This is a genomic window from Algoriphagus formosus (assembly GCF_002807035.1).
Taxonomy (GTDB): Bacteria; Bacteroidota; Bacteroidia; order Cytophagales; family Cyclobacteriaceae; genus Algoriphagus; species Algoriphagus formosus.
Genome location: NZ_NIUC01000002.1, coordinates 599,167 through 622,098, shown reverse-complemented (window position 1 = coordinate 622,098; position 22,932 = coordinate 599,167). Strand labels below are relative to the sequence as shown.

Below are 22,932 nucleotides of genomic sequence, written 5' to 3'. Positions count from 1 at the left end.
AAACAGCCTCGCTTAAATTAATTGTTTTCTGCCAAATTTTCTGGCTTGGTACTGATTCGTTTCCAAATCAACTCACCTACTTGTCGTCCTTGCCATACTCCCTCTTCAATCGCAGGCATGTAGTGAATACCGCCATACAATCTGGAAATGGCTGCTTCGGATGAGGCTTCCAAAAATGAATCATATTCTCTAACAGGAAGCCCGTAATTGACCTCTGAACTGTCCACAAAATGAAATTCCTCTCCAAAGATCTGAGTCAAGGTATAGGCAGCAGCGGTGGAGGCAACGCTATGTCCGCTGGTATGCTCAGGAAATGGTGGTGTCTGTAGAATGGGAAGCCACTCCTCATCAATGTATTGATTGATGTATGTTTCAGGGCGAATTAATACGCTTCGGTATTTCTCATCCCAGCAGGCAACAAAGGCATCATGCAGCGATACTCCGGTCAAAGCCAATGCCTCAGCGGTCTTTTTCCAATCTGCATTTGCGGTTTTAGAAGCGATAGCTGCGATACTCATCCAATGCCCTCCGGGAGTAATCTTTTTCTCAGCAAACATTACATGGCCCTTTACATTCATCTTGTAAGGATTGCAATCCCAAAACATGGCAATATCTACCTCTTCCTTGCTTGCTTTATTCACTCCCTCATAGACTTCGTAGGCCAACTTGTAAAAATCTGAATTTGGATCTGTGGAAAAAGGAGGGGGAGGAGATACCTTAAATTGAGAAGCTGAATCGATCACGAATGTTCTGATCTTATTCCAATGGGGTTCGATTCCCTCCATATATGCAGGAGGTGTAGGTTCCCAGGTACCCGGAAGATTTGTTACCGTGTATTTTGGGAATGAGCGGCTTTCGTGGTAATTGTCTTTTTTGGAATAGGCTATGACTGCATCTGCTACCTCTTGACCAAACTCCAAGGATGCTTCAAATACATCATCCGGGATTCCTTTTTCTCTCAATTCCTCATAGATTCCATCCCGATGCGCATTGACCATATCTTCTGAAAAGATCAATGCGGTCCCTGTTTTGTAATAAGCTGCAAGTGAAGCAAGGGGAGGGTAAACCTTTTCCGGAATGGTAAAACTCACCGATTCGGAACCTTTCAATTGTCCCAAAAGGGACTGGTAAGCAGGGTCAGAGGCTGCAGCAACTTCATAGGCAGCCAAGGATGAATAGGAGTAGATCCGAGCTGCTACCGGAGGAGAGAAAATATCGTGAATGATCACCTCTGTGATCCGGTCTTGTGCTCTGGAAATATAGCTTCCATCTGTGATGACCTGACTGTAATCTACAGGCTCTTGGCAGGAAGCTGTAATCACGAAAATGGATAAGATAAGTAGGCGTAGGCTACGCATAATCGGGTAATTTTAATCTATTAAAGCTTTGATTTTTTCGTCGTGGAGTTAATCAACTCTCTGTTACTTTGTACGATAGGGACAAAGCTAGGTTAATTTATGAAAACAGGCTATGATTTTTATCATTCCTGTATTTGTCCAAGAGGATAGATGGGACCATCATGCGTCAGTGCAAATACCTGTTTTTTGATCTCAAACAAAGCTCTCACCTCTGCATGAAGGGGTAGATTTTCATCTAATTGGGCCTTTTTCCATTGGCCCTCATCCCATTTCCATGCCGAAAGAGATGATGCGGATGCTTTTCCTAAATCAACTCGATATCCTGAGAAATTACCTCCCAAAATTAGGGTTTTGGTATCCTGATCCCAATGAATTGCCAATATGGGGCTCAGTTGAGCTTCCCAAGGAAATGGTTGAAATGTAAAGCCCCCGTCTGCGTTTTGAAGGTATGCGCCCGAGCGGAATTCTACCGCTTTTTTGGGTGTCACTTGGTCCAAGGTGCTTTTGGGAAAAAGGTCCTCGGGACTTTTGATTTGGGCATATTCCTGATAACTAGGATGCTTGCGTTTGATGCCGGGAATTTGCTTGATCAAGTCATCTCGGGTAGCAAATGGTACCAATTTTTCACCCATGAAATGAAAGATTAGCGGATCTGCCTGCCCATTTTCGTCAAAATCATGATGATACAAATAAACCGGTTTTTCCGGACTGGCTTTTAGTTTGGAATTCAATCCTAGATTTCCAGTGAGAATGTCAGGAAGACCGTCCCCGTTAATATCTGCAAGCTGCAATTCATTGATCCATCCTGCCGAATTCTCTAAGCCCTTCGGGAAAATTTCTTCAAACTTAGAACCTGATTTCTTGAAAACACGGACTCCCTGCCATTCCCCTGAAAGTAGGAGTTCATCAGTCCCATCCTGATCCAAATCGCTCCACATGGCTGAATTGACCATCCCGAAATCGATGTTCACTCCAAACCATTCTTCGGTTTGCTCTCGAAATTGCCCTTTTCCGTTGTTGATGAGGAGGTAGCTTTTTGGGCTTGCACCATAGTCGCCTGCCACATTCGAAGCTCCGATAAAGAGGTCTAAAGCACCATCGCCATTTACATCTGAGGGTGCTATCGCAGCCGTATTTTCGCCAATTGGTGGCAAGGCATTTGGGAAGAAAGTGAACTGACCGGTACCATTTCCCAAAAACACCCGATCAAAAAGAAATAGATTTCCTTGCTCGAGTTCATTTCCCCCACTTGCTACATAGAGATCCAAAGCACCATCTCCATTCAAGTCAGCAAAAGTGGTAACGATATCCTCTGCTCTGGCCAATTGGTTGAAGGTTGGGTTTTCAATTTTTTCAAAAGACCCATCTGCTTGTTGCAAATGCAGTTCACCTGCCTGATCCTTAGCACCTCCCAAATAGATATCCTCCAACCCATCACCATTCACATCTGCCACCGCGATGGCAGGCCCTGAAATTGCATAGCTTCGGGGGATCAGGTATTCGCGATCACTTTCTTTGATGCTGTTTTTTTCTTGATGTTTCCAGTTGAATGGACTGTCTGACAGAATTTCCTCCTCAACTCTCAGCTTACTTTCTCTTAATTCACCATTCCCTTTTTTGAGCTTTTGGAGGGTGTTGATTGGGATATTTTTGAAGGTCTCTTGTTCTCCCTCAGGCCAGTTGACTTGTATGGAGTCTATCGCGTCGATTTCGCCCAATCCAAAAGTCAGGATGGTTGACGTACCTGACTGAAATCCTCTCGAGGTACTGAGGAATTGGCGAAAAACTCTTTTTCCAGCGAAAACCTGGACTTCTGCCCCAATTCCAAATGGGTTTTTGCTGCTTGAAGAAAGACTGATTTGGACAAAATTTCTATTTAGCCTTTCACTTTGATTTTGGTAGATGAAAGCTTGCTGATCCAGATTATTGATAATGAGATCCAAATCCCCATCATTGTCCAAATCGGCATAAGTACTGCCATTGGAATAGGATTCCTGATCAAGTCCCCAGCTTGATTGTGCCTGTTCAAATTTTAGATTACCCAGATTTTGAAAGGCGTAATTTGGAAGCTTAACGCTTGGGAGCATGTCGATTTGTCTTTTGCGAAGCTCCGAGAAAGTCATATTAGGATCAGCCTCCTGAGAATATTGGATAAAATCCAGGTCATTCGGTCTTTTGACAATGCCATTGGTGATGTGGATGTCCATCAAGCCATCATTGTCCATATCAAAAATCAATGGGGACCAACTCCAGTCGGAGGCAAAAGTACCGGCATAAAGCGCGATTTCACTGAAACCTTTCTTTCCCTGATTCAATTGCAGATGATTCCTGACATATTGATCTCCATAATTGAACTGCTTTTTAATCGAGTAAACCTCTACTTTGTCCTCACCGACGGATTTCATCCAGATCTCCGGGTCTTCGGGTAGCATATCGGTGGTGATGATATCCGGCTTTCCATCTCCATTCAGATCGGCGGCATCATTTCCCATGGAGTAGCGCGAGGTGTTGGCAATGAGGGACTCCAAGGATTCTTCAAAAGTACCGTCTTGCTGATTTAGGTAGAGGTAATCATTTTCTGTAAAATCATTCGAAACGTAAAGATCCGGCCAGCCATCTTCATTGAAATCCTCGACAGCTACACCCAGGCCAAAGCCTAGAATACTGGAGTAAATTCCAGCGGACTCAGTGACATCCACAAAGCGATCTTCTCCTTCTACCGATAAGTTTTTCAGCAGCTTATCCCCGCCTTCATCCGGTTTATATCGGTTTTCTGATTGGGCAAAAACCTCCGGTGACTTCACACCATGATTCAACAAGTACAGGTCGAGGTCTCCATCTCTGTCAAAATCTAAAAAAGCCGCATGAGTCCCAAATCCTTTGAAATCAACCCCGTATTGCTCTGATTTTTCTTCAAAAGTCAGATCTCCTTGATTGATCAAGAGTCGGTTATGACCCTGGATCCCCTTGTAATCACCCACTTGGCTGATATAAATGTCCAAAAAGCCATCTCCATTTACATCACCGAAAATGGCCCCATTGGACCAGCCTTTGACAGATTGAACTCCTGAGGATTCGCTGATATCTTCGAATTGAAAGTTGCCCTTATTTAGGTACAGCTTATTGGGAACTTGATTTCCGGTAAAAAATAAATCGACCAGACCATCATTATTAATGTCTCCAGCTGCAACTCCTCCTCCATTGTAGAAATATAGGTACTCCAGGATATTCAATGAGTCCGTGGATTGAAGTGAATTTTCAAATGTTACACCGGACTTCTCTGCAGGAATGAGCTCAAAGAGGCTTTGCTCTTTTTTCTTTTCTTCACAGGAATAAAAAGAGAATGAAAATCCAAGAATACCGAGAATTAATCTGCTTTTGATTCTACTCCTCATACCTCCAAATTTCTGCTGCCGCGTTGTTTTTGATTACTAGCAGCCTTGAATCACTTAGCCATTTGAAATGACGAATCTCTCCCTGCAATTGCATCGAATGAATGCGATTGGGAATAAAGCGGAACGTTCCATCCCCATTCCCAAGCAGCACTTCACCATAGCTTGCATCTGATTTTCCGATTTCGGGTTTGATCCCATAAAGATTTCCTCCTAAGATCAGATCCAGAATTCCATCACCGTCCAGATCAGCTGTTTCAATCGCAAATATCATGGATCGCTGTGCTTCAATTGGTAAGGATTTCCATTCAAATTTCCCTGAACCTTGATTCATCAATACCCCTGATTCCAAATGATTGACTTCGCTGATAATGGATTTTCCGATGGTTTCTTGATCAAAAATCTGCTCCAGCGTTTGATTATTGTAATTGCTGTAGCGGATGTATTTCTTTTTGATACTTGGGACCTGCTTTTCTAGTTCGTGTTTGAGCGTGTATGGAATAGCGACTCCGTTTCGGACTGTCGTAAAAAGCTGCTCAATAGAACCGTTTTGATCAAAATCATTTAAGTACAGGCGGACAGGCTGTTCCTCAGATGCTTTGAATCGGGTATTTAGCCCTTGATTTCCCAAAATCAAATCCGGTTTTTGATCCTTGTTGAGGTCAGCTACTTTGAGACTTCGGTACCAGCCTTTTTTACCTTCCATTTCAGGCATGCTGATTTTCTCTAGCTTTCCATCTGTATTTCTGAAGAAGGTCGGTGCCATCCAGTCTCCCACCAGTACCAAATCTTCTTTTCTATCTCCATCCCAATCAAGTTTGGCAGCATCTGTGACCATGCCGATTTCTAGTAGTTCAGGAGCGTAATTTTGTGTTTGTTCGGTGAATTGCCCTTTTCCATCATTGATCCAAATATGACTGCTTGCAGGAGCGCCATAAACGAAAGGAACTAAACGGTCACCGATAAACAAGTCCATTGCACCATCTTCATTGATGTCTATCGGGACGACTACCGAGCTGCTGCCCCGAAGGCTTTGCAAGCCACTGTTTTCGGATTTGGTGAAATTTCCTTTCCCGTCATTTAGGTAAAGTCGGTCAGCAAGATCCAAGGCATTTAGCGGGAATTCATTTCCTCCGGAGCTTACAAAGAGATCCAAAGATCCATCTCCATTGGCGTCGAAAAATACTGCATCCGTATCCTCTGAATTTTTATCTCCTTCGAAAGCTGTTTGAGAGCTAAATTGAAAATCACCACTTGAACTGGCCAAGAATAGCTGTCCTGCTGCGTCTTTTGATCCTCCAAAGTAAAAGTCCTCCAGCCCATCTCCATTCACATCAGCTGTGGCCATGGCCGGCCCCTCGGTAGAAAATAGATGGTAGGTCAATCTATCCCGATCAAAATCCACGAAGATGTTTTCCCGGTGCTCGAAGGCGAGCTGATCTTTATTCTCTTTTTTGAAAGTCCCAAAACCAGAATCAGAAGAAGGACGGTCAATGGCCTCTTCGGCATCTTCCCATTTCAGGGAAATCAATTGGTTGACGTCTTGATCCTTGAGGATGGTTTCCCTGTTGTCAGGCCAAGTGACGCGGATTTCATCCAGTTCGGTTATGCTTCCAAGTCCGATCGTAATTTTTGGGTCGACAGAGGATTGAAAGCCTCGATTGGGCATTTGCTCCTGATAGAAAATCTCCTCTCCAGCCTTGATTTGAATTTGAGTTCCGATCGCATAGGTGTTTTTACTTTTGCCTTCTAGCTGGATTTGCAAGTAGTTTTTTTCACTCAACAAACTGTCGGCCTGATTGATGAAAAGCTGTGCTGAACGATTTACATTGTTGATTACTAAATCAGGGTAGCCATCATTGTTGAGGTCTCCATAAGCAGCCCCATTAGAATGGATGGCTTCTCCCAATCCCCAGGCATCAGCTTGATTGACAAATTTCAGATTGCCTTGATTTTGATAAGCGTAATTTGGGACAGGATTAATCGGAATCGGATCTATCAAAGCCCGATAGTCTACACCCTCTCCTGTGATAATTTTTACTTTGGTGTCTTCATCATCGATGAAGTTCAGGTAATCCAAGTCGGTAATGTCTTGGTAGATGCCATTGGCTACGAAAAGGTCCCGCTTGCCATCGCTATCCATGTCGAAAATCAGGGCTCCCCAACTCCAATCCGTTGCTTCTACGTTGGCAAGCCGGCCGACTTCGCTAAAGCTTCCATCCCCATTGTTCAGATGGAGCATATTTCTCGAAAACTGATAATGGTAGCCGTGGATTTTATTAAACTGAAATTTATCCCAATTTTCGAAGGTGGTTACCTGCTTCAGTCTCTCCAAGGGTTCTGGGAGCATATCTGTGACAAAAATGTCCAACAAGCCATCTCCATTAATATCTGCAATATCCGCACCCATGGAAGCCGCGGAAATGGATCGCATGGATGACTCCAAAGATTCAGTGAAGGTTCCGTCCTGATTGTTGATATAGAGATAGTCCTTTTCAAAAAAATCATTGGAGATGAAAATGTCCGGCCAAGTATCCTGATTCACATCCCCGATGGTGATGCCTAGCCCAAAACCTATAATCGATCCGTAAATTCCCGCCTCTTCGCTGACATCTGTGAAGCTTTCCCCATCATTCCGAAAGAGTTTATCACCACCAACCGGATCGCGTTTGGGTCGCTCATTTTGCATTTTATTGAAGCTGCCAATGGCCTGATAGCTATTGTTTAGAAGATAGACGTCTAGGTCTCCATCCTTGTCATAGTCGAAAAACACGGCATGCGTAGAAAATCCCTCATCTGCTAGGCCATATTTTTCAGCCTCTTCCGAGAAACTCCCATTACCCTGATTGATGAAAAGCTCATTTTGCTTATTGTCGCCGGAAATATCCCCGGAGTTGCAGACATAGATATCAAGCAATCCATCACCGTTCACATCAGCCATAGCGACACCCGTAGACCATGCACGGGTCCCAGCTACTCCTGCCTGCTCCGTGACATCCTCAAATTTTAGATTTCCTCGGTTTTGATAAAGTCTGTTCGGCCCCAGGTTGGCTGTGAGGTAGATGTCGAGCAGTCCGTCTTGATTGACATCCCCTAGAGCTACTCCACCTCCGTTGTAATAATTTCTATAAGTGAAAATATTGAAATCCTCGTCAAAGGATAGGTCATTGCTAAAGTTTACTCCAGAGACTGCGGGGTCTAATTCCTGAAAAAGAGTAGGCGCCTTCTCCTCCTTTTGTTTACAGGAAAAAGCCAAGATTAAACTGAGTGCTATGTAAGAGTAATTTCTCATTCGTTTTCTTCTAGGCTTTTCAAAATGTTTAAGTCGGCTATCTCAGCCCTCACCACGGAGAGGCTTTTTTTGAAAACCCGAACTCTGCGATTACCGTCGATTTTCACAAAGGCTATCAGACTTCGATCTTCATTACTGACTTCAAAGAATCCAGGTCCGTACCACTCTTCAAATTGAGCTACAACATCTTCCCGGAGGTTTTCCACGCTTAGCTCTTCATTCCATGGAGCCCATCCCTCGTAAGTGAATTCCACAGGCATCAGGTAGATCTTATCATCTTCAAATTTGGGGTAGAACCGCATCTTCGCATCCTTTCCGGAAGGTAGGGTCACATTGTATTCAACGGAAAGCTCGGTGGGGCCATTGCTTAGCACTCCTTTCTTATTCCAATCCCAACAGGTCTGGAAGAAGTCCTTTCTTACCATTCCTAATTCCAAATCCAGAAAGAGCTCATTATTGATCTCTCCTGAGGAAAGTTCCTCTTGCTCTATTTTTTGATATTCGCTTTGGCAAGAAATCAAACCCGATAGCATGGTACAGCTAAGGACGAATCTTAAATAGAACCGGTTTATCATCATTTTTACTTACGATTAAATATTGATTGTTTTGGATGGCTAGGATATCCCGGATTTCTCCTGGAATTGCCATTCCACTTTCGGCAGGCATCATAGCCTTCCATTTTCCTGAATTGTCTTTTTGTAAAACCCATCCGTAGGAAGCTAGTTGCGTTCCAAGTTCTGGTTTGATACGACTCTGATTACCCCCCAATATGAGGTATTTGCCAGCTGCTGTCTCAATCGAATGAATTGCAAATACCGGAGCTTGCTGCACTTCCTGCGGCAATTCTGACTTGGTAAATCGCTCCCCATTCTCATTTTTCCAAAGGGTAGTTTCCAGATTTTCAGCCTCCAAAATTAAGGAATTTGAAAGGGAATTGGCAGGGAAAAGCTCCTCCATGCTTTTATCCTGATAGTCGGAATAGCGAACTAGGTTTTTTCGAAGTGAGGGGATTTGCTTGAGTAGCGCGTTTTTCATCACCCAGGGAATTGATTTCTCCCCATTAAACTCACAGAGAATCGGGTCAAGGCTTCCGTTTTGGTCAAAATCATTGATATACATCCGAAGCGTTGAACCATTTTTGAAGTGAAGGCGGGTATTGGTTCCACTGTTTCCAGCTAGTATTTCTGGGTATCCATCTTCATCGAGATCTTCAACCAAAAGTCGATTCCAAAGGCCTGTACTTTCCGCAAATCCAAATTCGGCAGTACGGTTGGTTAGTGCTTCATCCAATGAAAAGATCTGAATAGCCATCCATTCTCCCGCCACAATTAGCTCACTCATGCCATCTCCATCCAAGTCTGCCAATGCTCCATCGGTCAGCATCCCAAGACTGGAAATAGACTCTCCATAGGATTCAGAGATGTCTTTGAAATTTCCTTTTCCATCATTTTGCCAAATACCCAATCCCTCCGGTACTCCATAGGCAAAAGGGTGGGCACGGTATCCAAAGATCAAGTCTTCGTCCCCATCTTGGTCCAGATCATGCGAAAGAGCAAAAGCAGTGGGTCGGGAATCGAATCCTTGTTCACTTAAAATGAACTCTCCTTGTTCGTTTTGGATGAAAAGTTGATCACGATATTGAGGACTACGAGCCGGGAATTCTATTCCTCCGGACCATGTGAGTAAATCTTGCCGTCCATCTCCGTTGGCATCGAAAAATGCAGCTCCTACGATTTCCATTTCTGGATTTTGCCCCACCAATCGCTCACTTTCGTCCTTGGTTTTTCCAGCTTGATCTAATCTGAATAGTTGGGAAGGATAGCCCTTTGCTCCCGGAAGAAAAATCAGCGATCCATCCGCTTCTTGAGTGGATGCTATTCTCGGGCCTTCGTTACTGATGGACCAAAACCTAAGTCTATCCCGATCGAAATCCACAAAAGGACTTTCTTGATGCTTAATACCTTCGGGAAGTGGGAGCTCTTCTAAAAGTGGAGAAACCAAGTCTTTCTGATCCTTTAAAAGCTCCTTTTCTAAAGGAGAGAGCTTTAGGTATTGATTTGCGGAAATGTTGCTGAGAATAGTCTCACTTAAATCCGGCCAAATTACTTGGATTTCCTCAATGGAAGATTCATCTCCCAATCCAAAAACCAAACGGGGATCCACAGAGGACATATACCCTTTGACTGGATGGTACTCTTGAACTTGTTTGTTTTTTGCAGTTTTGATTGAAACTTTTGCTCCAAAATATCCACTTAGATCCAAGCCTATAAAATTGCTCTGCTGCTTTTCTATGCTGGTATTCCGATAGACTCCTGCTTCATCATTGAGATTGTTTACCACCAGATCCAAGTCTCCGTCATTATCTAGATCACCATAGGCTGCCCCCGTACTAAAAGTTGCCTGATCTAATCCACTCGTTTCTGCCTGATTTTCAAATGACCAGTTCCCTTGGTTTTTAAACCAAAAATTCACCTGTGGATTGGAAGGAAAGGCATCGATCATCTTGGTGACCAAAATAGAATCTGCCCGATAATCCTCGATCTTCTCCTGATTGTTCATGTAAAAATCCACGAAGTCAAAGTCAGTCAGGTCTTTCACGATGCCATTGGCTACGAAAACATCCTTCAAACCATCCAAGTCAGCATCAAAGATCAGAGCTCCCCAGCTCCAATCGGTAGCATGCACACCAGCCATTCGGGCTATCTCTGTAAACAAGGGTAAATCAGAATTTGGGTATTTTCCCAAGTTTCTTTGGAGGGTGTTTCGAGTAAATTGTCGGTGGTAACCAGCCTTCAGGTTAGATTGATACTTGTCCCATTCTTCAAAAGGTGTTTTGGTTTTGGCACGTGCCAAATCTGCAGGAAGCATTTCAGTCACGAATATTTCGGGAAGTCCGTCATTATTGAGATCTGCAATATCAGCTCCCATAGATCCCATGCTGATTTCGGGTAGGAGATCAGGGAGAACCTCCCGGAAAGTCCCATCTTGATTATTGAGATAGAGGTAATCCCGCTCGAAAAAGTCATTGGAAACATATAGATCAGGCCAAAAATCCTCGTTGAGGTCAGCGACCGTCACCCCGAGTCCATAGCCAATCACACTGCCATAAATCCCTGCTTCTTCGCTGATATCGGTGAATTTTTCTCCTTCATTTCTGAAAAGCTTATTCCCACCTTCGGGATCTCGGATTTCACGTTGCCCTTCACGCAGATCAAATACTCCTACTGAGCGGGCAGAATTACTCAGAAGGTATACATCCAAGTCTCCGTCTTTATCAAAGTCAAAAAAAACTGCATGTTGGGAGAGTCCAACTTCATCCAAGCCATAGGCTTTTGCTTGATTCTCAAATTGTAGATTTCCCAGATTGATATAGAGCTCATTGGCTCGATTGGCACTGTTGAGAGGGCCGGATTTACAAAAATAAATATCGAGTAGACCGTCCTGATTCACATCTGCCAGGCTTACTCCGGTATTCCATTCATTTTGGGAAATAATCCCGGCGGAATCCGTAATGTCTTTGAATTTGAAGTTTCCTTCGTTGAGATAGATTTTGTTGGGGCTCTGATTTCCTGAGAAAACAATATCAATCAGTCCGTCATTATTTAAATCTCCTAAACCGACACCAGCTCCATTGTAGAAATTTCGAAAAGTGTATGGGTTAACTGACTCGGTATAGCTAAGGTCATTTCTGAATGTTATCCCTGACTCCTCAGGCTTTATTTTTTCAAAAAGTAATTGCTCGCTTTCTCCTTTTTTCTGACAGGAGGCGAGTATGGAAAAAAGAATAAAAAGGAAAGAAGCTGACTTCTTCATACTTGTAAAAAAAAGGAAGTGCACGAATGTACACTTCCTTTTTGATTCAAATTAATAGGTGATTAGTAACCTGGGTTCTGTACCAAGTTAGGGTTAGCATTGATCTGCTGCAATGGAATAGGGAATAGTGCTCTGAACGGCTCAGACTGTCCTTTTTCCCACCATGGATCATTCCAGGTACCGAAACGGATCTGGTCAGTTCTTCTGGAAGCTTCAGCAAACATTTCTCTTCCTCGCTCATCATAGATGTCTTCGAGGGTCAAAGAAGCGAATGCAGGCATGCCAGCTCTTTCTCTTACCATGTTGATCGCTGCAAGCGCATCACCTGTTTTTCCTTGACGGAAAGCAGCTTCTGCTTTAGTCAGATACATGTCCGCAAGTCTTAGCAAAGGATAATCGTTGCTCAAAGAGGAAGCAGCACCTGAAGCAAACTCAAATTTACCTACCCGAACACCCGCTTGACGCAAAGCGTTAGGAGCTAATTCGTTGATCTCAGGAGTGAAGGTCAAAGGCTCTCCATCTGGATCTTCTGCTTCGGCAGAAATATCATTCAAACGAGTACCATCAGCAGCAAACTGAGGACCTACCAAGAAGGAGTTCTTTCTGACATCATTGTCATCAAACGAGTTGTAAAACTCTTCCAAGGAAGCGTATCCATTCCAAGGCTGCTCCTGTAGGTTGTAAGTAGCCTGACTGGAGTAGTGAAGAGTCATCTGCGCCAAGTTGAATCCACCAGCGTTATTCTCATCATAAGGAAGAGTCAGGATGTTTTCTGTTGATCCTCCATTTCTTGTAGAAAAGTTGCTAAAGAAGTTAGATGATAGAGAATAAAGACCACTGTTGATCACCACGTCTGCTGCAGCTTCCGCGTCGGCCCAACGAGCCGTGCCTGTGTATACTTCAGCATTCAAATACAACTTAGCCAAGACAGCATGAGCTGAATAGTAGTTCAACGTAGTCTTAGTGTCAGTTTTCGGAAGTAAATCCACATTTTCTAAGATAGACTGCTCGATAAAGTCAAATACTTCCTGACGGGAATTGTTAGTAGGGTTACCCTCTAAGTCATCCTCTGTGACGATTGGAACATTTCCGAAACTGTCAATAAGCCAAGAATATACCAATGCTCTAAGTACTCTAAGTTCAGCAGTCAAAGCTTGAACATCTCTATAAGAAACGATCAAGTTGTTGATTTCACCGATTGCAGTGTAGCAATAAGCCCAAGAGTTGTTGAAGGCTTCATCGGAAGCTTGCCAAGTGTGTCTGTGAGCCCGTAGCCAAAGGCCACCATCTTCCCAGTCAGCACCTTTTTGAGGAATAGCTAGCTCGTCAGATGTGACTTCATAGATAGACCAAATACTGTTGTGACCACCCCAGCTACCTACAATTCTTGAGTAAGCAGAGGCTTTCAAGACATCAATCAATACCGGATTGTTGCTATTATTCACCTCTTCCTGTGTAATCCCATCCAGCACCTCTTGATCCAACTCCCAGCATGATCCCAGCATCAATGTCGCAGGGATCAAAAGAAAGGTTTTTCGAATTGATTTAAACATATCTCTGTATTTTGATTGATTATTTAAAGTTTAAAGAAAGTCCCAATGTAAATGAGCGGGTCTGGAAATACTGATCTCTACGCTCAATCCCTGGGGAAAGGGCAGTAGTGAAATTATCATCATTTTCTGAGTCAGTTACTCTTGCCTCCGGGTCGATACCCGTGTAGTTGGTAATAGTGAAAAGATTCTGAGCGGCAAAGTATACTCTAAAAGAACCAATATTTGGTGAATTAGTTCTAAAGTTATAACCTAACTCCATGTTATCCAGTCTAATAAAGCTTGCATCTTCTACATACGAGCTATTAAAGGTTGGGGTTGAGGTTACCACCGGATTGGTTGGAGTTTTCTCTGTAATTACAGAGTTCCAAGTTACAGAAGCTCCATCCGCATTTTCGTAGAATCCTCTGTAAGAGTTGTAAAGGTCATGACCCCATACACCTCTAAGGAAGAAGTTCAATGTCCAGTTTCTCCAAGCGAAGTTGTTGGCAAAACCAAACTCGCCTTTTGGAAGTCCATTTCCTAGTCTTTCAAACTCATCTGGATTCGTGGTAGATAAGATATACTCACCTGATTCAGATAGACCTAGCAATCTTGGTCCATAGATATCACCCAATGTCTGACCTACTCTATTGTAGATAATTGGGTTGTTGTTTTGTCCTGGAGAACCTGGAGTCGCAAATCGTAATTCATCAAATCCAAGACCAGAAGCCGATAAGCTTTCGATTTGAGTCTTTTGATAGATAGTAAAGTTACCGCTTGGTGTCCAAAGGACTTCTCCCAAGTTTAAGCCATTTACTGCTACAGCGAATTCAAAACCTGCATTGCTCAAATCAGCAAGGTTAACCCAAGTACTTCCAACGGTGTTGAATCGTCCTGGGTCGAAGATGTTTGGTCCACCACCAACTGGCACATTGAATAGTAGGTCGGAGATATTTCTGGTGTAGTAGTCCATGCTACCAGTCACCTTGTTATCCCAAATACCGAAATCCACACCTACGTTGAATTCTCTTTTTGTTTCCCACTTCAAGAATCTGTTTGGGTTGGAGTTTTGAATGATACCCACATAGATGTCATCAGTACTCAAAGGATCACCATCCAAGTCAATTCGGTTACCATTTCCGAATACACCCAAAGCCAGGGTAGGAGATGGAGGAAGGTTACCAGTCACACCGTAAGATACTCTTGGCTTGAACTGAGAGAATACTCCCATATCGAAAATCTGCGTAAAGTCCGAGCCCAAAGAGAAGGCTGGGAATACACCCGTTTGATTTTCTGGTCCAAATCCTGAGTAGGTTTCCGCTCTGACAGACGCAGAGAAGAACAAGAAGTTGTTATAGTTAAAGTTCGCTCGACCAAATACAGAATTCAATTGATCCTGATTGGCATAAGAATACATATTGGTAAAGTTACCGATTCGAAGTGCACCTGCTCCTAGGTTATCCCATCCTGTATCGAATAGGAATTGTCTTGAACGTGCACCGAATCCTTGGTTTTTGGTAGTCTGCGTACCGACACCACCCAATAGAGCAAGATTCAATCCATCAAACAAATCTACTTCATATCTAAGGGTAGATTCGAAGATTCGTTGAACTCGGTCATTGGTGATCCGCTCAGCAGAACCTCTAGCTCCAAATCCTACCTGAAAATCTTGGATAGACCAGAAGTTACCGATCAATTCATTTCTTCTATCTTCTGAATATTGAGCAGATAGTGTCAAGTTTGGCAGGAAGTCATACTCCACTCGATATGAAGTCAATGCAGTTTTGATTTCATTGATGCCTCTTTGCTGATTGATCAATGCTACCGGGTTGAAGAAATCAAATAGGTCACGCTGGAAGTATCCTCCAAATCGCTGATTGGCATCTTCAGTATCCTCGAAAATAGGAGCAGTCGGATTGTAAATAGTTGCATATCTAAATGCTGACTCAGGGACTGAATTTGATTCGACTGTTGTAAACGAAAGATTAACATTGAATCGCAATCTATTATCCAAAGCAGCTTGGGATAAATTAATTCGAGTATTCAATCTTTCATTTGAAATTCCCTTAGCTACTCCGTTATTACTCCGATAATTGACAGATGCCAAATAATTGGTGTTGTTAAATCCACCGGAAATACTTGCATTTGTAGTGTAGGAATAAGCATCTCTGATCAATTCCTGTCTCCAATCTGTCTCACTTCCGAAATCAGTACCACCACGGGCAACAAATTCCTCTGGAGACAATACAGGAATCAGGTTTGTGGCTTGATCTAATGTACCAAATGAATTGATGCTTACTTCAGCTCGGCCTTCCTTGCTTCCTTTCTTAGTAGTAGTGATCAAGATTACACCAGAAGAACCTCTTGCACCATAAATTGCAGCTGCAGAACCATCTTTCAAAACATCGATCGATTGGATATCATTCGGATCGACGTTTTCCAAAGAAGCACCAATCACACCATCCAATACGATAAGTGGAGAGGAGTTGGCCCCGAAGGTAGAAAGACCTCTCAATCGGATGTTGAATCCAGCATTTGGGTTACCACCTGGACGAGTAATGGATAGACCTGCTACTTTACCTTGAAGCAACTGAGCCGGATTGGCAACGTTACCACGGTTGAAGTCTTCAGGTTTCACACCCACTACTGCTGAGGTGATTTCCTTTTTGTCCTGAGAACCGTAACCAATTACCACTGCTTCTTCCAAGCTCTGGATATCTTCCTCCAGATTAATGGTGAAGCTACTTTGGTTTCCGATTTCTACTTCTTGGGTTAGGTATCCTACAAAGGAAACTACCAAGATTTGATCGCCTGATTGAATGTCAAGAGTAAACTTTCCATCCAAATCCGTTGCAACCCCGCGGGTGGTGCCTTTGACTAGCACAGTGGCACCGGGAACAGGGTCACCAAGAGAAGCATCCAGGACGGTACCTGTGATGGTTCTGTTTTGCGCATTGGCTAGGAAAGACACCCCAAATAGGAGGGTCAGTGCAAAAGCCAATGTTTTGAACTGTTGTAAATAATTTCTCATAGGGTTTTTTGTTAGTTAAAAAGCGAAATAGGTATGAGTACTTAATTTCGAAACTAATGTGTTGTATTATTTTTGATTTTGCAATATTTAACAAAGTGCAAAGGAGTATGTTGGAAAAGCGCCTTTTAATAGAATAAAGTATATTTTAATAATTCCATATATTATCGAATTATTAATTGAAATATTTTTAATGGAAATCGTTTTCCTTTTATTAAAACTTAAAAAATTGAAATATTTTTAAAAAAATGAAAATTTTGAAGCTTTCGAGGAAGTGCCTCTATTTCAAGAAATGACATCTTTAAAAAATTTTAAAAAGTAGTCTATTTTCCTAAAAAAATTAAAATTGGTCTTTTTGCTTCCTTTTCGCCTTGTTTTTGGTCCCAAAAAGACCCTTGTTTGGACTGGTGAGCATTTTACAACTCTGGAAATCTATTCCTCGTAATTTTATTTTATTACTTCTATTACTCTGCTTTATATGAAAAATCCTGCAGCTTTTTCACTCTTAATATTGTCATTTTTATTCATTTCATTTTCTTCTTTTTCTCAGGGAATTCGTGGTCGGGTTTTTTCTAATGATGGAGAGCCTTTGCCTTACGCTTCAGTCTTTATTAGAAACCTTGGAGATGGAGTGCCTGCCAATGATGAAGGTTATTATGAAATGAAATTACCGGAGGGAATCTACGATGTCTACTTTCAGATTTTGGGATATAAATCACGCATCGAGACCTTGGTTGTCAAAGAAGGTGCTTGGACAGATTTTGATGTAAGATTGGAGCCTCAGATTTACACACTCGAGCAGGTAGAAGTTCGGGCAGGTGCTGAAGATCCCGCTTTGACTATCATGAGGAAAGCCATCTCTAAGGCAAAGTACCATCGACTGCAGCTCCAATCGTATGAGATGACTGTCTACCTGAAGGGAACAGGTCAATTGACGGATGCTCCCTTTTTTCTTAAAAAAACGCTTGAAAAAGATGGACTGAACCTGAATGAAGCCTACACTTCAGAGTCGGTTTCCAAGATCCGGTTTTCATTACCTGACAAATTGGAAGAAGAGGTCATCTCAATCCGTACCAATGGGGATAATCAAAACACTTCACCCGCTCCGTACATTCAGACGAGTTTTTACGAAGAAAAAATCAATGAAATCATCTCTCCACTATCTCGAGCAGCCTTTCAGTATTATCGCTTTCGCTATGAAGGAAGTTTTTTTGATGAAGATGTCATGGTCAATAAAATCCGGGTAATCCCTCGGTCGCGTGGCGAGCGGATTTTTGACGGGTACATTTACATTATCGAGGATCTATGGGCCATTCATAGTCTGGATCTGAAGTCTTCGCTTTTGGGTTTTCAAATCGAAGCCAAGCAACAATACGCCCCTGTGGCTGAGAATGTTTGGATGCCCTTTACACATACCTACCGCTTTTCAGGAAAGATTTTCGGCTTTGCCGGTGAATTTAATTACCTCGCTTCTACCCGGGATTATGAGGTAGTGCTGAATCCTGACCTTGTCCAAACTCCTGAGATTATCGATGAAAAAATTGAGGAAAAGCCTCAGGATGCAATGGCAAAAGAAGCCGAAGATCTGGGGCTTCTAGAAAAGCTAAGCAGTGAAACTCCCAAGACGCGTAAGGAATACCGGAAACTTCTCAATGAGTATGAAAAGGAAATGCTCCAAGAGCAACGGGAAGAAGAGGTGATTATCGAGCGGAATTATACGGTGGACAGTCTTGCGAAAAAGCGGGACTTGAGCTATTGGGATAGCATCCGGCCGGTTCCTTTGACAGCAAAGGAGATTCAAGGCTATGAGCGGGATGATAGTCTGGCAGTGGTGGAAGCTGCCAAAATGAGTGAGGTAGACTCAGTAGCCAAAAAGGCAAGAAGGAAATATCGGCCCTTGGACTTTCTCAATGGGGCTACTTACAGTTTTGGAAAAGGTAGGAGCATAGGATTCAATCAGAATTGGACCAAAATATCTTTCAATACCGTGGAGGGACTGAAAGTTGGTGTGTCAGGTTTCTATCGGAAAGCGAAAGAAATACCGATGGCAGATAGTGTCAATGTCTTTCGGAAGAGTTTCAATATCGAACCCGAACTCAGATATGGTTTCAGTAGCAGGCGATTTTATGGAAAATCTACCTTGCGCTGGTCAGGCAACAAGCCCACCTCGGGCTACTCTTATGGACTTGAGGGGGGGCGTTTTATTTATCAGTTTAATGGGGGAGAGCCTATCAATGAGCAAGTGAATGCCTTGTATTCGCTCTTGTTCAGACAAAATTACATGAAGCTCTATGAGCAAAGCTTTGGTCGGGCATTTTGGGCTCATCGGGTGGATTATGGTTTTACTTACCGGGTGAATTTCACCTATGCGCAGCGAAATCAGCTTTTCAATAACTCGGATTACAGTTTTTATAATCGAGGTGAGCGGATTTATACCCCAAATCGACCTGAAAACGTAGAGACCGGTAATCAGGCATTTCAAGACCATCAGATTGCTAAGCTTCAGCTAGGTGTAGAATGGAGGCCTGGAATAAAATACGGTATCCGAAATGGTCGAAAATACCCTATTTCGGATCGAGCGCCATTGATTCGGTTTGATTACATCAAAGCTATTCCACAACTGACCCGACAGCAAGATTATGCAGCAGACTTTGACCACATTCGGGTAGGAGTGGAGCATGACTACACCTTTGGAATCAGTGGGAAGTTCGATTTCAATGTGAGTGCCGGGACTTTCTTGAATTCCAATCGGGTTTATTTTCCAGACTTCCAGCACTTCGGGGGCAATCGTACCATCTTTTCAAACTTTGGTCCTGCTTCCAACTTCCGATTTATGGACTATTACAAATACAGCACTTCAAGCTCTTATTTGTCAGGTATTTTCCATTATCAATTCCGAAAGTTTCTCCTGACTCAGCTTCCGATGCTTCGATTTTCAGGAGTGCAGGAAAATGTTTTCTTGAACTATCTTAAAACCGAAAACTCCCCTCACTATGTAGAAGTAGGCTACTCGTTGGATAATTTGTTTAGGATCTTCCGTGTAGAGATAGGTGCAGGGTTTGAAAATGGAAATTATCTGCGTGGAGGTGTGAGATTTGGTGTGGCGACTTTTATACAGATTCAGTAATTCATTCCTATTTCAAAGCCATGGCTAAGCCTTGGTATCTTTAGGTTTTCTACGGCTTTCATTCGGATATTCTTCGGGTTTCCCTCGACTCGTACTCAATTTAGCCCGAAGAAAATTCGAAAATGCTACGGTCAAAGGGTGAATTAAGGTGGGGAGTTCTCGAGGTATCCAATATTATGAATTAGTAAATTAGTCGTTGTTAGAATTGTGTCACTGAAAAGGATAGTAAATAATCAGACCTATGAAATGAGTATTTATCAAGAAAAATAGTAGATTCAATTCCATTAAGTAAAAACTCAAGGATGAGAATTCTTTTTTTGATCTTACTTCTGTTTTCAGCTAAAATTCTTGCTTCGCAAACCATCAGGGGAACGGTTTTCGAAAAAGAATCTGGACTTCCCCTTCCCTTTGCAAATGTATTTGTCAACAATACCACCTTGGGCGCGGCCTCAGACGAGGAAGGCCGGTTTACGCTCAGAGGAACTTTCCCCAACGAAATCGAAATCGTTGCCTCATTTGTCGGGTATGTCACTGAGGTGAAGACGATTTCCTTTGAAAACAAAAATGAGCTAAAGGTGGACTTTGAACTTGCATTTCAGGAGTCTGGTCTTTCTGAAGTAGAGCTCAAGGCTAAACGCGACAAAGCCTGGCAACGCGAATTCCGAAGGTTTGAGGAAGTTTTTTTGGCGGTGCCCGATGACCCGTATAAATCCCAAATCGAAATCCAAAACCCCTGGGTGGTGGAATTTGAAAAGATAAAACCGAAAAGGGGACAAAATTACCTCCGGGCCAGCGCCCGGGAACCCCTGAAAATCATCAACCGCGCCCTGGGGTACCGAATCGATTATTATCTTCAGGATTATCGTCTTATCCGAAACGGATCCCGGTTTTACGGTCAGGTATTTTTCGAACCGCTGAATCCCACAGATGCCGAGGAATCCCAAGGTTGGGCGGAAGCCAGGGCTGCAAACTATCAGGGATCTATCCGTAGCCTCAATCAGTCCATCCTGCTCAATGCGCCGGATTCTGTGGAATTTAAACTCTATCGGGTATTGCCGGAAAGGATGGACAGAAGACGCACCAACGAGTTTTATGAAGAATTGGATGAGTCCATTCTTGCTGTCAGCAAGGACTCTTTGCTGAGAAAACCTTTGGAAAATGGCAATTACAGAATCTTTCTACCCGGAAAGATGGAAATCCACCACCTGGATAAGCCCTGGCCCAACCAGTATTACCGAGATGTGTATCATGCCCTCAGCTGGATCGAAGCCCCTCTGGGCTTTTATGACATCGATCGCAGAGGGGTACTGATCAATCCCACCCAGTTGATGCTCTCTGGCTATTTGAGTCGGCAGCGGGTAGCCCGGACCTTGCCGCTGGATTTTGTTCCAGAATCGGGACTTTTGGCCCAACAACCACCAAACGAAATCCTCAACGATCCTTCTTCCAAACTGAACCGCTTACGGGAAAAGGCATGGATAACTACCAGCAAGCCCTATTTTTATCCCGGAGAGACCGCTTGGCTTGGGGGACGGATGCTTTACCATGAACCTACCCTGAAAGATTCACTCAGCCGGACAGTCTATGTGGACTTGTTGGATTCCAAGGCAGAAGTCATCCAATCGGCTACTTTTCCTGTCCGGGAAGGGAAGCTTTCCGGAGCCTTGGTTTTATCAGAGGATTTGAAGCCGGGGGATTATGCCCTTAGAGCCTATACCCATTGGAGCCGGAACTTTGGACAATTGGATGAATTCTTGACCCCTTTTGTGGTAATGGAGCCGGGATATTTTCCCACAGCAGATCTTCCCGATCCGGTGGAATATTTTGGGGAAATTCAGGTGAGTTCCTCCTATACCCTCAGGGATTCGCTGAGCTATGGGCTAATGGATTTGGAGTTGGCCCTGAAGGATGGTTTTGACAATCCCATCGACGGGGAATTTATCCTTAGCATCACAGATGCGGAGTATGTGCGGGAATTCCCCCGAATAAACAGTTTGGAGCAGGCCATGGACTGGCTGGATACTGCCCTACCGGAAGACGTTGGGACTGAGCTATCCCATCCCGTCGAATACGGGATATCCATTCAGGGTCAGTTTATTCCGGACAAAAAACGCCGTCCCCTGATCAATCCCATTACCATAGTTCGGGGAGACTTGGAGGATTACGGACAGGTGGACACGGATTCGGCAGGGAGGTTTTGGGCAACGGGATTATATTTCAAGGATACTGCCCAGATCGCAGTGGCGGCAATGGACAGTAAACGAAAACCCTATGGCTCGGTCAGGCTGGACTCCTTGGGAAAACCGGATCCTCCTTCGGAGTTTCCAAGAATGCCCTACCAGAAAGCACCACTTCCGACTGATGAAGATATCCTCGATGCAGCAGGCGATTACATCCTTTTGGAGGAGTTTGTTAAAGAGGCTAAAAAAGAGGTTGCGAAAGAATCTGACTGGTATGGATATGGGGAGCCAGATAGGGTAATGACTGAGGATCAGTTAGCGATGAGTTTAAATATGATGACAGTTTTAACACGCATGGGCTTTAATTCAAATAGTTTAAAATTTGGCAATTATAGCTACGGAGAAAGAACTGGAGCACCGCTTTTGATTATAGATGGTTCCAAGTTTCCTTTTCTTGAAAACCAAGAATTTGTGGATATGATTAATTCCTATGTTCCTAAAGAAATAAAATCTGTAGGAATTTATACATTCGGCGCGGGGGTATTTGGAATGGCAGGGTATTCAGGAGTAGTGATACTTGAAACCAAACGTGGTGAAAGGATCAGAGAAGAAAGAAGCCGCAACTTTAATTCTAAAGGTTTTCAGCTTTTTGATGTCTTAGGTTTTACCGAATTCGAGGAATTCCCCAAAAATCCACCAGCTGACCAATACTTAAAGAAAAGACCAACCATTTTCTGGGAGCCCGAGGCACTGACCGAGGATGGTGTTTTCAGCGTTCAGGTTAAAATTCCCCACGGCGTTCGCCAGTTGAGAATTCGAATCGAAGGATTGACACTGGACGGGGAGGTGTTTAAAAAGAGTATTGAATTATCCCTCTAGAAAGATTATTGATCATGCAAAGCTAAAAATGGGGTCCTCTCTTTCGAAAGGTGCTTTGAAAGGCATAGTTGGAGCTATTCCAAATCGGTTAATTCATAAAAATTATCTGGGCGGATTACCTTAAAGCTGGAATTGGGATAGGTTTGGCTGAAAATCTTAGGGAGCTTGATTGTATCTAAAGTGAACTTCATAAATTTAGCTAAATACGTGAAGTTGAATTCATGATTTTAGCTAAATACATGAATTTTGGGTTCTGAGATTTTTCAAGATACCTCCCCAATTGATCGGATTCTTCCCATTTAAAATCCAAAAAGCCACTTTCTTTCCGAAA

General features: G+C 43.2%; 9 protein-coding genes. 2 read left to right on the top strand and 7 right to left on the bottom strand.

Features of this window, described 5'->3' with window-relative positions; genetic code table 11:
* Window positions 1-17 precede the first annotated feature (17 nt).
* From CDH51_RS08815 to CDH51_RS08785, 7 genes are all read right to left on the bottom strand, one after another.
* Window positions 18-1,358, bottom strand: a complete 1,341-nt coding sequence (locus tag CDH51_RS08815; RefSeq protein ID WP_100628268.1) for a vanadium-dependent haloperoxidase — start codon at window positions 1,356-1,358, stop codon at window positions 18-20.
* A gap of 122 nt (window positions 1,359-1,480) precedes the next feature.
* A complete protein-coding gene (locus CDH51_RS08810; protein ID WP_100628267.1) occupies window positions 1,481-4,753 on the bottom strand; it encodes a VCBS repeat-containing protein in 3,273 nt (1,090 codons plus the stop codon).
* Entirely contained in the window at window positions 4,743-8,042 is a 3,300-nt protein-coding gene (locus tag CDH51_RS08805; protein WP_100628266.1) for a VCBS repeat-containing protein, read from the bottom strand. Before CDH51_RS08805 ends, CDH51_RS08810 begins: the two co-directional genes overlap by 11 nt.
* Entirely contained in the window at window positions 8,039-8,620 is a 582-nt protein-coding gene (locus tag CDH51_RS08800; RefSeq protein ID WP_232724781.1) for a hypothetical protein, read from the bottom strand. The genes CDH51_RS08805 and CDH51_RS08800 overlap by 4 nt, the downstream gene beginning before the upstream one ends.
* Complete coding sequence (locus CDH51_RS08795; RefSeq protein ID WP_100628264.1) at window positions 8,583-11,855, bottom strand: VCBS repeat-containing protein; 3,273 nt, start codon at window positions 11,853-11,855, stop codon at window positions 8,583-8,585. The genes CDH51_RS08800 and CDH51_RS08795 overlap by 38 nt, the downstream gene beginning before the upstream one ends.
* Before the next feature lie 62 nt (window positions 11,856-11,917).
* Window positions 11,918-13,408: a RagB/SusD family nutrient uptake outer membrane protein gene (locus tag CDH51_RS08790; RefSeq protein ID WP_100628263.1), complete on the bottom strand. Its 1,491-nt coding sequence runs from the start codon at window positions 13,406-13,408 to the stop codon at window positions 11,918-11,920.
* A 19-nt stretch (window positions 13,409-13,427) separates the two neighbouring features.
* Window positions 13,428-16,418: a SusC/RagA family TonB-linked outer membrane protein gene (locus tag CDH51_RS08785; RefSeq protein WP_100628262.1), complete on the bottom strand. Its 2,991-nt coding sequence runs from the start codon at window positions 16,416-16,418 to the stop codon at window positions 13,428-13,430.
* Window positions 16,419-16,893: 475 nt separating this feature from the next.
* Between CDH51_RS08785 and CDH51_RS08780 the strand changes: the two genes are divergently transcribed.
* Window positions 16,894-19,542 (top strand): DUF5686 and carboxypeptidase regulatory-like domain-containing protein, encoded by a 2,649-nt coding sequence (locus CDH51_RS08780; protein ID WP_100628261.1) that lies wholly within the window; start codon window positions 16,894-16,896, stop codon window positions 19,540-19,542.
* Window positions 19,543-19,844: 302 nt separating this feature from the next.
* Window positions 19,845-22,601 carry a carboxypeptidase-like regulatory domain-containing protein gene (locus tag CDH51_RS08775; protein WP_100628260.1) on the top strand — a complete coding sequence of 919 codons (2,757 nt, stop codon included), beginning with the start codon at window positions 19,845-19,847 and terminating at the stop codon, window positions 22,599-22,601.
* The last annotated feature ends 331 nt before the right edge of the window (window positions 22,602-22,932 follow it).

What these genes read in the sequence shown, in the direction of transcription:
- CDH51_RS08810 (WP_100628267.1), bottom strand. Translation starts at nt 4,753, where the DNA reads ATGAGGAGTAGAATCAAAAGCAGATTAATTCTCGGTATTCTTGGATTT.
- CDH51_RS08785 (WP_100628262.1), bottom strand. Translation starts at nt 16,418, where the DNA reads ATGAGAAATTATTTACAACAGTTCAAAACATTGGCTTTTGCACTGACC.
- CDH51_RS08780 (WP_100628261.1), top strand. Translation starts at nt 16,894, where the DNA reads ATGAAAAATCCTGCAGCTTTTTCACTCTTAATATTGTCATTTTTATTC.
- CDH51_RS08805 (WP_100628266.1), bottom strand. Translation starts at nt 8,042, where the DNA reads ATGAGAAATTACTCTTACATAGCACTCAGTTTAATCTTGGCTTTTTCC.
- CDH51_RS08790 (WP_100628263.1), bottom strand. Translation starts at nt 13,408, where the DNA reads ATGTTTAAATCAATTCGAAAAACCTTTCTTTTGATCCCTGCGACATTG.
- CDH51_RS08775 (WP_100628260.1), top strand. Translation starts at nt 19,845, where the DNA reads ATGAGAATTCTTTTTTTGATCTTACTTCTGTTTTCAGCTAAAATTCTT.
- CDH51_RS08800 (WP_232724781.1), bottom strand. Translation starts at nt 8,620, where the DNA reads ATGATGATAAACCGGTTCTATTTAAGATTCGTCCTTAGCTGTACCATG.
- CDH51_RS08795 (WP_100628264.1), bottom strand. Translation starts at nt 11,855, where the DNA reads ATGAAGAAGTCAGCTTCTTTCCTTTTTATTCTTTTTTCCATACTCGCC.
- CDH51_RS08815 (WP_100628268.1), bottom strand. Translation starts at nt 1,358, where the DNA reads ATGCGTAGCCTACGCCTACTTATCTTATCCATTTTCGTGATTACAGCT.